The following is a 14,007-nucleotide window of genomic DNA, read 5'->3' on the forward strand; positions in this document are numbered from 1 at the left end:
AACGGTACACCGTGTTATCCCTGTAAGTGCGCTTCAAGGAACCACAAATCCTTATCGACAGCACGGGCAATCTCGGTCATCAAATCAGCCGTTGCCTGATCGTTCAGGCTGGTAGCGAGATCGATCCCCTGACGGGTAGTTTGGGCATACGCCGCAAAGCGGTCGGCAAGCGCGGTGACGTGGCTCATACCGTCGGTAATATCAGTCGGATATTCCGGCAGGCGGGAGGCAGCGGCGGCCATACGGGCTGTACCAAGAGCAGTGCCGCCTAGCGCCGTGACACGCTCGGCTAGCAGGTCAACAAAGCCAGCCAGCCGACCGGCAAGTTCATCAAATAACTCGTGTAGCTCTAAAAACTGTGGCCCTTTAACGTTCCAATGGGCCTGCTTGGCCTGACTCATCAGATCGAACGTATCGGCCAATTGCTGATTCAGCATCGCAATCAGCGTGCGCCGATGCTCGGCCGGAATATCAATGCGCGTTGCGAATTCGGTTGTCTGTGTCATACTGTCCCTCCTTATGTCGCTTTGTCCTTGCCAGACCGTAACGATTACGGTTGACAGCGGCGATGACAGCAGTCGAGGGTGTCATCACTAGTACTATCATCATACCAAAGTAAGGCTGGTTTTGCCAGACACAGTTTGATATGTTGATGGGTGTGATAGCTATGTACCGCTTATTCGGTGACAACAAGATAGGCCGGTTAGTACTGATGTACAAAGCATAATCAGGACTGCATCCCTATGATTTTCCGCATGACAAATCTCTTTTTACTCGTCATCATGTTGGTGTCTGTCGCTCAAGCGCAGCAGTCAGGGCCGGTGACACTCTGGATTCCCATCGTGCAAAGTTCGCCACCGACCGTTGCCGGTTATCTTGTGAGTGAGCAGAACGATGCACTTGTTGCCGTTGGTATAACCTCTACCGGCAATGTAATCATTGCCGGAAATGTGCCGGTACTGGCCGGTGTACCAGAGACTGTTTTACCGAACGGTGGATCGGGTGCACTGGTGCAGATTGCTGCTGATGGCCGAACGATCAGTCGGATTGTTCGTGTCGCATCTACGCTGAGTCATGCGGCGTTAGCCAGTGATGGTAGCGTGGTTGTATGTGGTCCAGATGGATTGAGTGTGGTTGCTCCGGATTTGACGACAATCCAGTGGACGGCAACGCCAGGGAATGTAGTCCGTTGTGCTATTGCCCACGATGGCCGGGTAGCGGCGCTCATGGCTGCCGACCGGATGTTGCTGGTGTATCCGGCCAACGGTGGGATACCGCGTTCAATCAACGTACTTGGTACGGCAGTACACGATATTGCCATTGACGCTACCAGTGGATTGGTGTTTGCTACCGGCTATACGCAGGCCGCTTCTGATTTGAAAGTTGCCTTCCTTCGTGCGTATCGGCTGAACGATGGTGAGCTGGCATGGCAACGCTACGGCTTTAGTGCGAGTGTTGTTAAAGGGGCCGGTCTTACCGCTGATAGCGAAGGTCGGCGTCTGGTAATGGGGGCTGATGGAATGCTCTACATGGCCGGATTTACCGATGGCGGGAATTCTATCTTTACGCACGACCCGGCTGACATTCATCGCGTATTGAGCGCGAGTGAATTGATCAAATTTGACTCCTACAACAATCCGTTTAATCTCAGCGGCGCTAAATCGCTGGCCTGGTATGGACGTTTTGATCCTGCAACCGGCACGCTGCTACGGGGGCAGTGGTTGCTAACCCGCTTGAGCGATGGTAAAGGAAATTCCATCTCGATTCGTGGGCTGGCGGTTGCAGCAGATGGAACGCTGCTCATTGTGGGTGATACCGCATGTTGCTTGCAAGGCCGTAGTGGGATGCAGTTATTTGCGCAAACGCTGGGGGGTTATGAAAGTGGTGAACCGTTTGTGCTGGTTGTCAAATCTGATTTCTCACAGCGCCTGTTGTGGGCTGCGCTGGCGGCACCGGGGGCAACGGCTGGAAGTTCGCCGGCGGTTGCCGCAGCCGTTACCTCAGATCGGCTGGCGGTTGTCGTTAATTTGAACCCCAACTCGGTGAATTCGCGGGCATTGATTACGACCGGGAATCCGCCGTTCGCTACTCGACCTGGTGGCACTGATGGATACTACGTTACAATGCCGCTGAACCGTTAGCCGGTAGCAGGAACGGACATTGCAGGGTTTGTTATAATGCCATTGTTTGTCACCATTCTGTTTTCTCGGGAGTAGGGTGTTTATCGTGTCAACAGTTTCTGCAACTGCTATCGCCGAAATACATCGCATCACGACAGCCATTCGTGAGCAGATTGGTCGAATTATTGTTGGTAAAGAAGCGATCATTGATCTGTTGCTTGCTGCTTTATTGTGTGAAGGTCACGTGCTTCTCGAAGATGTGCCCGGTACGGGTAAGACAACACTTGCTCGTGCCCTGGCCGGTGCTCTGGGTTGTACGTTTCAGCGCATTCAGTTTACCCCTGATCTGTTACCGTCTGATGTGACCGGCCTTTCGTTCTTTAATCAAAAGATCGGTGAGTTTCAGTTTCGTCCCGGTCCTATCTTTGCCCAGATCGTGCTCACCGATGAAATCAATCGGGCAACGCCACGCACGCAAAGCGCCCTCCTCGAAGCTATGCAAGAGCGCACAGTCTCGATTGATGGTGAAACACGTCCCCTCCCACGTCCCTTTATGGTCATCGCGACCCAAAATCCGATTGAGCTAGAAGGTACTTTCCCGTTACCCGAAGCACAGCTTGACCGCTTTTTGATCAAAGTTGCGATGGGTTATCCAAATGCTGATGAAGAAGAAGAGATCGTGCAGCGATCACTCACAGCGGCAACAGGATCACTGCCATCACCAGTTGTGGATGCAGGTGAAGTACGCGCTCTACAGGCAGCCGTTCGTGGGGTATCTATTAGTCCGCCAGTACGTCGGTATCTGGTGACGATCACACGCGCTACTCGTGAGCGCCCTGACATCGAGTTGGGCTCGAGTCCGCGTGGTTCACTGGCGCTTGCCTATTTGGCTCAGGCGCGCGCAGCAATGGCCGGTCGCAGCTTTGTGCTTCCCGATGACGTAAAGGCCATGGTGATACCAGCGCTCAACCATCGTCTCATTCTAACGGCTGAGGCACGTTTGCGCGGCCAGACAACCATCGGTATTCTCCAACAGATGTTGACGCAGATTCCGGTACCGGTAGAGGGTGAAGAGGAGCTTCGGTGAGTAAGTTCTCCGGTTGCGACGGTGTCTTTCAGGCAGGTATGTTAAGTGCTAGCAATTGGCGTGTATGCCGCATGAGCATACTACGGTGTAGGGGCGCAAATCGCCCCTACGTATCATCCCCTTGCAGACGTAAAATAGTCGGCCAGACCTCCGCTGCCGGTAATGGCGGAGCGAACAAGTAACCCTGTAGAATGTCACATCCCATACTGGCCAGCGCGATGCGTTGTTCAGGTGTTTCTACACCTTCGGCGATAACAGCCAGACCAAGGCTATGGGCCAGATTGATAATTGCTCGCAGTAAAGCTCGGCTGTTCGTTACCATCTGGTTCTGCTCATCGATAGCCCGTACAAAGGCCTGATCAATCTTAAGTGCATCGAGTGGTAACTGACGCAAATACGCAAGCGATGAATAACCGGTACCGAAATCATCGAGCACCACCCGCACACCTATCTGGTGTAGTTGATCGATCTGGTGCGCAGCATACATTGGGTCATCAAGCATCACCCCTTCGGTAATCTCCAGCTCAAGGCAGTTTGCCGGTAAGCCAGTCGTGTGGATGATCGCTGCTACTTCAGCGATGAACTCGGGTCGTAACAATTGACGAGCAGAAATGTTAACACTCATACGCAACAGGGGGTAGCCAGCCTGATGCCATTCCATTGTCTGACGGCAAGCTTCGCGCAGCACCCATGACCCGATGTCTACGATCAGATCACTTTGCTCGGCAATAGGGATAAATTCACCAGGCGAGATAGGGCCGCGTTGGGGATGATGCCAGCGCACCAAAGCCTCGACACTGACGATCCGTTCACTGACCAGGTCGTATTGAGGCTGATAGTAGACCTTGAGTTCGTGACGTTCGATAGCACGTCGCAACTGTACTTCTAACGCGAGTCGGTTATGAGCACGGCGGCTATGTTCAGGACGATAATGCAGAAAACCGTTCCGCTTTGTTTCCTTTGCCCGATGCATAGCGCTTTCGGCATTCTTGAGCAGTGTCATGCTATCAACCCCATCGCGTGGGAAAAGACTAATGCCGATACTGGCAGTCAGCCGTAGTTCCTGTCCTTCCTGGAGATATGGCGTTTGCAGAGCCTCAAGGAGGCGGTAAGCAGCCATATCGGCCAGGCGTGCATCCGGCAGATCGGGCATTAGCAGCAGAAACTCGTCGCCGCCCATACGGCCCAGCGTATCTTGAGGACGCACACACGTCGCAAAGACCTGACTGACATGCTTCAGGAATCGATCACCTGTTGGATGACCCAACGAGTCATTGATCTGCTTGAAGCCATCGAGATCGATAAAGAGGAGTGCGACTGTACGCCGATGTTCACGCGCATCATGCAGGGCCAGATCAATTCGTTCCTGCAACAGGTGGCGATTAGGTAAGCCGGTCAGTGTGTCGTACCTTTCTTGATAACGCAGTTGGGTGTTCAGCCGGTTATGATCGGCAATCAAGCTTAGCAGGTCAGTGACAACTCGTAAAAGGACCTGATCACGTTCGGACATCCATTCAGTTTGGGTATGGAAGATAGCCAGTGCGCCTTTTGTACCGGCAAGGGGCCAGAGCCAGCAGCCAGTCACACCGTAATGGCACAAATCGGTCCAGTGAGTACGCAAATCAATCGGTATTGGTCGCGAATGGTGGGCATGGGCAAGTAATTGGCGAATGCGTAATTCAATCTGTTCAGCCGCCTCACTTAATCGCTTACTGAACACCGACGTATGCCCATCGATTCCCGTCCATACCAGCCAATGCGGGCGTTGTCGTTCGATCAATTCAACTAGCTTCGTCAGAACCGTGTTCACCGGACTGTGCTGAAGCAAGAGTGCCAGAATCTCTGAACGATCATGCTCAAGGAAAGAGGCTAACTTTTGCGCACTAATATCACGGTGCAGGGCGATGAAGTGGGTTGTCTGATGGCGCTCATTTGTAACCGGTGACAGGCTCATATCGACCCAGATCGGTTCGCCGGCACGGCTGTAGTAGAGTATTTCAAGGCGGATCGTTTGTTGCCGTTCCATTGCCTGCCAGAGCATCGTCAGCGTAGTTGGATCGGTCGCCGGGCCATGCAAAATTCGCAGGCTGCGGCCAATCAGCTCTTGGGTTGCGTAGCCGGTCAGATGGGTACAGGCAGCGTTGGCATAACGGATAAAAGGCCCTGGCGCCTGGAGTGGCTCGGCATCAAGGATGAGAACAGCATCGTTGGTATTGACAATCACCGACTCAAGAAGGCGCAATCGTTCTTCAGCTTGCTTACGGCTGGTAATATCGCGCACAACGATTAATGCGCCGCCGCTCGCTAGTTCATCGTCATACAGTGGATCGATACTGACATCAACAATCATCGTGCGCCCGTTGGGCAAACGATGCAGTAATTCGCCACGCCAACCTCGATGCAGAGTAGTATTCCAGGAAGGATGTTCGTATGACTGGTAGGGTAATGGCTCGGCAGTAAAGAGACGTGAGAGGGGTTGATCGATCACCTCTTCCGGTCGTACTCCATAGAGATTGGCGGCCATTTCATTCAGGTAGATAATCGCGCCACTGCGGTCGGTCACAATCACCGCTTCGTTGATCTGGGCCAGTACCTTTGCCCGCAGGTTAAGCTGACGTTCGGCCTCGATGCGATCACTGACATCGAACCCGAAGCTGAGCACCTGTAGCTCTCCAGAATTTTCGATAATGATACCCTGCACTTCCACCACTCGTACCACCTGATCACGTGCATAAATGTGGTAACGAGCGGGTTTGAGAGTCTCGCCATTTTGCAGCTCTTGCCGCCGACGCCACATACGGGTATGCTCTTCCGCCGAAAGGAATTCGGTGAGTGGGCAATTCAACACCTCTGCCGGATCAGAGACACCGAACATGCGGGCACCGGCTGGATTGCAGTAACGGATTAATCCCTCGGAATAACTGCTGATCACGATCAGCATTGGCATCAGTTCGAGGAGTTGGCGATACCGAATCTCGTTATTGCTCAACGCATAATCGGCAGCAAGCAACGCAGTAATGTCGTATCCGCTCAGTACAATACCGTTAATCGGCGCCTGGTTTTGGTGATGACAGATGTGCAGTTCAAAGATACGCCAGCTTCCATCGTCATGGCGCAGGCGCACCCGTAACGGTTGTGCGCCACACTGACCAACTGCTAGTTGATCCAGGTATTGCCGGACAATCACGTAGTCATCTGGATGAATGAGTTGGCAGAAGGAGCGGTTGAGGAGCGCTGCCGATTCGTAGCCAAGCAAGGTACTGACTGCGGTGTTGATGAATTGAATAGTGTAATCAGGTGCGAGAATAATAACGATTTCAGTAAGACATTCTGCAAATGTTCGTAAAGCTTCTGACACTGAGCTATTATTGAGGAACGTGCTTTGTGGCAATGATTCGTGATGGTTCATACCATTAGCATATCGTTGTATTGGTCTTCATAGATGGTAGTATACCGCTTTTGCTGCATAGCGTTGCAATGATGTTTACAGTAATAGATGCCTGACTGTATCTGAGCATCAATTCAGGCTTACAGCAGGCATCCGTAGAGTGGGGACGTATCCTGTTTTATTTTAGTGCAATAGTTGCCAAATATCGAATCCCAGTGCAAAGAGAATAATGAAAAGAATGACACTTGAAAGGGGGAGCATATCAAACCGACGTGGATGGCGTGTTTGCCAGAAGTAGCGCAAACTGCGCACCAGCATGGCGATTGCCAGCAGATCGAGGAGAATGACCAGGGGAAGCGAGATGTCGGTTGTTAGTCCAATCAATGGCAAGACAATCGGCAAAAGTACATATTGCAGGGTACAACGGGTTGCCGAGATAAAGAGTGAGATGCTGAAAGCTCGCTCGCCGGGTGTGGCCGGTACGACCTCTTCTTCACCGACCTCTTCGGCGATATTGACTTCTGGTGCAGGTGGTTGCGGTGGCAGGAAGAGTAAGCGATCAAACACTCGATCAAGGGTGTCAGTTATGGCAGACATAGGAATTGTTTCTCCATTGTACTGCTTATGATAAAGGTGTACTTTATCTCATTATACCAGGAATTTATCCCCGAGACGGAATGAAGGCACGTGACCAACCTGGCAGGGGATTCCATTGTACGCTTTGTAGCGACATGGCGGTACTGACCCTGTGCCGGCATAAGCGGGTTGCTCGACTTTGGCTTGATTCGATGACCGACCCCGCAGCGCCGCCATCAGGCGCATCCCATCGCCGCCGTCCCAGTGGGTAGCAGTGCAATTCCTTATCCCGAACTCACGTTAAGTATGATGAACATACCTGGAAGACTTTAAAAATCCTTGATCGACGAGAATGCTGTATACTGTAAAAGGATGTTCTGTATTGCTATGACGTTTTCTCTCTATACCTATGCTGCATCTCAAATGTGCATTGGCAGTTGTGTTTCTCCCACTGGCCGGCTGGTGGTGGTTTGAGCGCAGTGTCTGGATCACCGAATGGCTTCTTGGCCACAACGAAGGATTCCAGCGATTCGTGATCTGGCTCATTTCCACCTTACAGAGCAGCGGGTACGTAACGATCATTATTCTCGGCGCCGGGTATGTTCTGAGCAGTCTGTTCAAATTACTCTTCTGGCCAACCGGCATGCTTTCTCGCAAGTGGGGTTTCGCTGCGCTTGTTTTCTGGCTGACAGTCGTGGGTCTGGAGATCGGCGGGATTTTCAACGGTTACAGCATTCGCTACGTTGGTATGTTATCGATTGATGGTCAACCACCGCCAGAATGGGGACGCTGGTTGAGCGGTATTCCGCTGGCATTCCTCTTTGCTATCGGCCCTGAAGGTCTTGTCCGCTGGTCGTTTGGGTCAATCGCTGTGTGGTGGCGGCAAATGGTTGGGCAACGGATGGTGACCGGTAAAGGGTAATGGCTCGATGTGCTCGGCCCAGGTGTAAACCGGTCGCCCTCCCACAAAGACCTGTTGCACCACTGGATCGGGCATGCGGCGCACGACGATCAAGTCGGCAATACGACCAGGCTGAATGCTGCCGATAAGGTGATCGAGACCAACTGCTCGTGCTGGATTGTAGCTTATCAGCGCTACGGCAGCCGGTAAGCTGAGCGTTCCACGGTCGGCGAGACGAAAGATTACCGATAAGAGAGAGGCGGGATAGTAGTCGGCGCAGAGCCAATCGACAACACCGGCTTCAATCGCGGTCAGTGCGCTCACATTGCCGCTGCTCGATTTTCCGCGTAACACATTGGGCGCTCCCATGCCCACTGCCATTCCTGCGGCATGCGCAGCCTGTGCAGCGCGCAATGTAGTGGGAAATTCGGCAATCCGCACGCCATACTGAACCCACTGGGCTACCTTTTCTGGGGTATCGTCATCGTGGCTGGCGACCGGTAAGCCGTGTCGAGTAGCCCATTCGATAACTTGTTTAATTCGCTCAGGGATGTCTTTTTGGGAAGCCCGTTTGCGGTTCAGGATTTCATCGATCTCTGTTGTACTGCGGCCGGTCGTCTGGGCAACATACGCTCGAAACGCCGCTTCGGTCGTGTATTGTCCTTGCCCCGGACTATGATCCATAATCGAGACCAGCCGTACGAGGGGATGCCCTAACATCAATTTCAGCGCTTCAAGGCCACGTTGACTGCTCATTTCGACGCGCGCATGAATGAAATGACGTGCCCCGCAGTGGTGCTCTGTTGCCAGATGGTGGAGAAAATCATGGACAAAACGTTCACTGCGTACTCCAAATTCAGCATCATCCAGCGAAAGGGCATGAAACTGACAGGTGACACCACAGCCGAGCAAGAGACGGTCGGCGGCGTGTAGTGCAACACCGATTTCAATTTCGACACCGGGGCGCGGTTGTACCAGCTTTTCAATGGCATCACAGTGCAGGTCGATCAGGCCAGGGAGCAAATATGCACCGGCCAGATCGAGTTGGGGTATCGTTGCACTTAGCGGATGTGAACCGCGTCCGATGGCACTGATGTGCCCGCGTTCAATCGCAACCCAGCCCTCTTCAATGACTCGATCAGGTAATACTACAGTAGCATTAGTGAGTAAGAATTGCACAGCTTTCCTCGTGTTCCAGCAAGTAGATCACTGATCGAAGAACGTCTCAACATTTACCTTGATGGGAATGTCCACTGCCGATCTGCATACACTCCTAAACCCGTCAGGTCATGAGAGACGCTAATGATAGCCGTTCCTTCGCGTTGTGCAGCCCGGATCATGTTGATTACAACCTGTTTGGTGGTCTCATCGAGGCTGGCGGTTGGTTCATCGAGGAGCAGCAGGCGCGGACGGGCAATAAATGCCCGGCCCAAGTTGATCCGTTGTTGTTCACCGCCGCTAAAGGTCATCGGACTGGCCTGCCACAATTCGGCAGCAATCCCTAATCGCCGTAACCATTCACGCCCAATCTCCTGGGCCGCTGTACGATCCAGGCCCTGGCGGTAGAGGGGTTCGCAGATTGTGTCAAGGGCAGAGACTCGTGGTAGGACGCGCAAAAACTGAGAACAGAAGCCAATTTCACTTTCGCGGAGGTCGATGATGATCCGTTCATCGGCACGGCTCAGATCGATTCGCCCAAACTGGTGCGATTGAAACCAGATTGTACCCGACGTCGGCACATAGGTGCGATAAATACATTTGAGAATACTGGTTTTCCCCATTCCACTGCGCCCGTGGATCAGGAGATGCTCGCCGGCAGCAACGCTAAAACTTACGTCACACACCGGAGTAATAGTGCGTCCATCGATTAGATGCAGTGTAAATGATTTATAAAGGTTTTTGACTTCAAGAAGATAATTCATACGTGTTAAATGGTTTACAATGCCGACGAGACCAGGAGCTGGGTATACGGATGCTGAGGGTCTTCCAAGATTTGGTCGGTAAGGCCGGCTTCGACAATATGGCCGTTTTTCATCACGATAGTGCGGCGTGCAAGTTGACGTACTACACCTAGATCGTGTGAAACCAGCAACATTGTGATCCGATCCGTCCATTGGATACGACGGAGCAAATCGAGTACTCTGGCCTGAACTGAAACATCGAGGCCGCTGGTGACCTCGTCGAGTAACAGGATGGTTGGATGGCTGGCTAATGCTCGGGCAATCTGGACGCGCTGGAGCATCCCGCCACTAAAGGTTGTCGGTTCATCGTCGATCCGTTCGGGTAGTAATTCGGTCTTGTTCATCAATTCGCTGGTACGAACGCGAATGCGCCCAAAGTGCCGCCACTCGGCTAGCAACAATTTTTCGGCGACATTTCCACCAACTGAAAAGCGCATATTTAGGCCAAGCTCTGGCCGTTGATAAACAATGCCGAGGTGTGTGTTCTGGAACAGACGTGCTTCGTAGCGGTTAAGGGTGGTCAGATCACGCAGTTGACCGTCGCTCTCGCGATACCAGATATGACCACTGTCGGGGCGCAAGGCAAGATAGATCATTTGGAGCAGGGTGCTCTTGCCGCTGCCACTCTCACCGACGATGCCCAGGACTTCACCTGCGTGAAGTTGCAAATTCACATCGACGCAAGCCCAGACGGTGCCACACCGTGGACAGCGTGATCGACCGGTGGTCGGGCCGGTAAGCTGACGACACACCGGGCAGCCAGGGCCAAAGTGCTTCTCAAGCTGCTCGACTCGTAAAAGCCACTGTTCGCTCATGCAGTTGTCTCCGTTGCTGCACATCGTTTTGTACAATACGATACATCCGAGCAGGTAGTTTCCCACCGACCGCCATGCGCGTCGGCTACAAAATGACTGGTGAGAAAGGTGTTCTCGGCACCACAACGGGCACAACGTTGACCTGGACGATATTCCGTGCGAAAGGGATAGTCCTCGAACTGAAGTGGCTCGACCGCGGTGTAAGGTGGGACAGCATAGATCCGTTTTTCACGACCGGCACCGAAGAGATAGAGCGTCTCGGCCATGTGCAGCTTTGGTACATCCCAGCGTGGAATGGGTGTGGTGTCCATCATATAGCGACGATTGACTATGACCGGATATTGACTGGCGATACGAAGATCGCCTGCGCGCACAATACTCTCGTACATGTACACCCACATCTTGCCGTAATCGGCTTCACTGTGCATTATTGTTGCGCGCTCGATGTTTGGTTCCACCCAGCGGAGTGGATCGGCCATTGGTACCTGCAATACCAGAATTTGATCGGCCCGCATCGGCTCTTCGGGTATTCGGTGGCGGGTTTGAATGATGGTTGCTGCAGTAGTATCAGTCGTCGTCGCAACACCGGTGGTACGGGTAATGAGGCGACGCAGATTGACTGCGTTTACACTTTCGTCGTCACCCTGATCGATCACTTTGAGCGTATCTTCCGGCGTAATCAGCGAAAGCGTAATTTGTAGTCCACCAGTGCCCCATCCACGCGCGATAGGCATATCGCGGCTAGCAAAAGGAACGAGGTGACCGGGAATGGCAACGGCTTTCAACAGCTTGCGTCGGATTTCCCGCTGTGCATCTTCATCAAGAAGCGCAAAATGGTACAACTGGTCTGTCAGTTCAGTCATTATTGTTCCTTGATCGCCTGATCAACGAGCTGGTTGAGACGTGTTTGGCGCTGGGCGTGATGATCACGGGCACGGCCAAGGACGCTAAGGTCGGCTGCAAATGTGACATAGTGGGGTAATTTGAAGTGAGAGACAAACCCACTCGCCTCAATACCGTCGGTATGGAGCAGCACAAATTCTTCCTGTGCGGCTGGCCCTGACTCTCCTGCCAGGCTGCCGGCACGGGCCTGGGTTAAGACACTATCAAGAATGGCCATGCTCATGACCTTTAGCTCACTCTGACCAAACGCAAAGCCATATCCGACATTAAAGCGTGGCGGCTCGTTAGTATTGGTGACACTATGCGCTTTTGAAGCAACCTCAGCCTCAGTAGCCTCAATCTCACCGATGACGACCGGCTCACCTGTGAGGGGGTGAGCAACTTGCACCGCGATATACCCATACCGTAGTTCGATCAGAGTCGGGTGCGCATCGCCATAGCCACGCACACTGCTATACGCCAGACTCATCAAACTGCCGGTATCGGCCTGCGCCAGCGCCTGTAAACGGGCACTGCGTGGGCAGGGAAAGATGAGCGGTTCGCGAGTAATATCGTAAGGTTCTTCAGCAGACGGTTCTGGGGGGATGTCAACGATCATTTGCTCTTGACGCATATAGTCGATGACTTTCGGAAACTGACCTACTTCACCCGGCTGATGATGAGCACTGGCGATAAGCTCTCGATACCGTTCGGCAGCCTTAATCACTGCCCGCACATCTTCGTGCATCAGGGCCGGTTGCAATAGCCGAATCAAATAGTCGGTCGTTGGCCCCAATATCTGGCCGCCGGGTATGTCTTTGAACGAAGCAGAGATACGACGCAGGCAGCGCATATCACGTCCACTGAGCGGTAACGATGTCATCACACGCGGCAGCGTTGTACGATATGCGCGGAGTAGAAAAGCGGCCTCGATGCTATCACCCTCGGCCTGTTTAATTGCCAGTGCAGCCAGGAGCGGGGCGTAGAGTGCGCCCTCGTGCATTGCTCGGCTGACTGCATGACGTAGCTGATCCCGTATTTGTGGCAGTTGAAGTGGAGTATTGCCGCCAAGGAGGCGCAGGCAATCAACCAGTTCTTCGGCACGTGCTACAGCTTCACTCCCACCTCGTACAGCAACGTATCCCATAATTGCTCCTTGATCGGTGTTGTCCTGTTCAGAATACGACCGATGTGTGTCTCAGTACCGGCATAACGTAATCTCGGTCGTGCGTGGTAAGCCCAAACAGCAGCTTTGCCGATCAATCAGAAAGAGATCGATCCCTAATGGAAACTGTCCACGTCGCACGGTTAATACTGCTAGCTCGTTTGGTGTAGCCTCAGGTAACCCAACGGTCACCGTCGTGGCGATTCCCGGTCCTGCCAGACGCAGAGTGCTGCCACCGGCGACAAGGGTTGGTACGCAGAGAAAGACGGTACAACTCTGTTCGGGGTAGAGCATTGTTCCCACAGGCAATTCGGGCAGGAGTGCAATACTGGCCAAATCGTGCAACAATGCGAAGTCAGCCATTGATGGCGTGAGCATGCGGACATTGCTACGCACCGTGATCCATCGCGATAGTGGATGATTGATTGGTAGCCAGGTCTGATTGATGGCATGCACAAAACCCACCGTTTGATCAAGCAGACTCATACAGGCAGCAATGGCCGTAAGCTGAGGCGGTGTTCCATCAGCAGGTGAGGGGACATTTGTAAATGGAGGTGGCGGTAACTGCCCGATCTTGCCAGGACGAGCCAGACAATCGAGCAGAACACGAAAGGTCTGACCGTTGAATCGCTCAAGTGGTGTTTGCGGTGCAGCAACGAGGCTCATAGAGATTACTCTTGCTCATCAAAAGGTCTCAAACGCGACTCTGGTGGCAGCGGCAGCGGCAAAACGTTGTTCGCAGGCGGCTCGTAGGGTGCGCTCCAATTCAGCAATGCGCGGGTACAGGTCAGCGTGTGGATTGCCCGGCATGCGTAGGGCTGCATCGAGCACAGCTAGCGCAGTTGCGTGATCGGCATCACGTCCGATAACCATGCCAAAGCCAAATTGCCCATTAAGTTCTAATCTGGTTTCGGTAGCCAGGATTTCGCCCGCATGAAAAACCGTCTCGGCTACTCCATCAACGACCCGCAATTGCACCAGCACATACCTTGGCCCGCTGATGAATGTTATTGCCTCACGGTCGTATCTGGTCAGCACCTGTTCGGCCAATTCACAAACCAGATGCGGTGGACTACAACTGAGAATATGAGAGGTACTAAGCATGCGAACTC

Annotated in this window: 12 protein-coding genes and 1 pseudogene; 3 read left to right on the top strand and 10 right to left on the bottom strand. The window is 53.1% G+C overall.

All coding sequences use genetic code 11. The annotated features are described in order from the left end of the window. Positions 1-14: 14 nt before the first annotated feature. The gene (gene dps / locus QTO31_RS07195) at positions 15-506 is read right to left on the bottom strand and encodes a DNA starvation/stationary phase protection protein Dps (RefSeq protein ID WP_031459570.1); all 492 of its coding nucleotides are present in this window, start codon (positions 504-506) and stop codon (positions 15-17) included. Positions 507-755: 249 nt separating this feature from the next. On the opposite strand from dps, the gene QTO31_RS07200 reads away from it, so the two are divergent. Further along, positions 756-2,141 (top strand): hypothetical protein, encoded by a 1,386-nt coding sequence (locus QTO31_RS07200; RefSeq protein WP_301428552.1) that lies wholly within the window; start codon positions 756-758, stop codon positions 2,139-2,141. An 85-nt stretch (positions 2,142-2,226) separates the two neighbouring features. Then, complete coding sequence (locus QTO31_RS07205; RefSeq protein WP_051871121.1) at positions 2,227-3,207, top strand: AAA family ATPase; 981 nt, start codon at positions 2,227-2,229, stop codon at positions 3,205-3,207. A 106-nt stretch (positions 3,208-3,313) separates the two neighbouring features. On the opposite strand, the gene QTO31_RS07210 is transcribed toward QTO31_RS07205, so the two are convergent. Continuing rightward, a complete protein-coding gene (locus QTO31_RS07210; protein ID WP_301428553.1) occupies positions 3,314-6,616 on the bottom strand; it encodes an EAL domain-containing protein in 3,303 nt (1,100 codons plus the stop codon). A 162-nt stretch (positions 6,617-6,778) separates the two neighbouring features. After that, complete coding sequence (locus QTO31_RS07215) at positions 6,779-7,192, bottom strand: hypothetical protein (protein ID WP_301428554.1); 414 nt, start codon at positions 7,190-7,192, stop codon at positions 6,779-6,781. Between the two features lie 388 nt (positions 7,193-7,580). On the opposite strand from QTO31_RS07215, the gene QTO31_RS07220 reads away from it, so the two are divergent. Continuing rightward, the gene (locus QTO31_RS07220) at positions 7,581-8,093 is read left to right on the top strand and encodes a hypothetical protein (protein ID WP_031459564.1); all 513 of its coding nucleotides are present in this window, start codon (positions 7,581-7,583) and stop codon (positions 8,091-8,093) included. On the opposite strand, the pseudogene QTO31_RS07225 reads toward QTO31_RS07220, so the two are convergent. From QTO31_RS07225 to phnG, 7 genes and pseudogenes are all read right to left on the bottom strand, one after another. Then, positions 8,034-9,254: pseudogene (locus tag QTO31_RS07225) on the bottom strand (alpha-D-ribose 1-methylphosphonate 5-triphosphate diphosphatase); the annotation flags it as partial. The gene QTO31_RS07220 and the pseudogene QTO31_RS07225 overlap by 60 nt on opposite strands. Positions 9,255-9,304: 50 nt before the next feature. Then, positions 9,305-9,994: a phosphonate C-P lyase system protein PhnL gene (locus QTO31_RS07230; RefSeq protein ID WP_301428555.1), complete on the bottom strand. Its 690-nt coding sequence runs from the start codon at positions 9,992-9,994 to the stop codon at positions 9,305-9,307. A gap of 14 nt (positions 9,995-10,008) precedes the next feature. Continuing rightward, positions 10,009-10,848, bottom strand: a complete 840-nt coding sequence (locus QTO31_RS07235; protein ID WP_031459561.1) for an ATP-binding cassette domain-containing protein — start codon at positions 10,846-10,848, stop codon at positions 10,009-10,011. Further along, entirely contained in the window at positions 10,845-11,711 is an 867-nt protein-coding gene (locus QTO31_RS07240) for an alpha-D-ribose 1-methylphosphonate 5-phosphate C-P-lyase PhnJ (protein WP_031459560.1), read from the bottom strand. Before QTO31_RS07240 ends, QTO31_RS07235 begins: the two co-directional genes overlap by 4 nt. After that, positions 11,711-12,877: a carbon-phosphorus lyase complex subunit PhnI gene (locus QTO31_RS07245; RefSeq protein ID WP_301428556.1), complete on the bottom strand. Its 1,167-nt coding sequence runs from the start codon at positions 12,875-12,877 to the stop codon at positions 11,711-11,713. The genes QTO31_RS07240 and QTO31_RS07245 overlap by 1 nt, the downstream gene beginning before the upstream one ends. Before the next feature lie 51 nt (positions 12,878-12,928). Further along, on the bottom strand, positions 12,929-13,561 hold the full coding sequence (gene phnH, locus QTO31_RS07250) for a phosphonate C-P lyase system protein PhnH (protein ID WP_301428557.1): 633 nt from the start codon (positions 13,559-13,561) through the stop codon (positions 12,929-12,931). A gap of 18 nt (positions 13,562-13,579) precedes the next feature. Next, positions 13,580-13,999 carry a phosphonate C-P lyase system protein PhnG gene (gene phnG, locus QTO31_RS07255; RefSeq protein WP_031459557.1) on the bottom strand — a complete coding sequence of 140 codons (420 nt, stop codon included), beginning with the start codon at positions 13,997-13,999 and terminating at the stop codon, positions 13,580-13,582. Positions 14,000-14,007 lie beyond the last annotated feature (8 nt).

Source organism: Chloroflexus sp. MS-CIW-1 (genome assembly GCF_030444705.1).
GTDB lineage: Bacteria > Chloroflexota > Chloroflexia > Chloroflexales > Chloroflexaceae > Chloroflexus.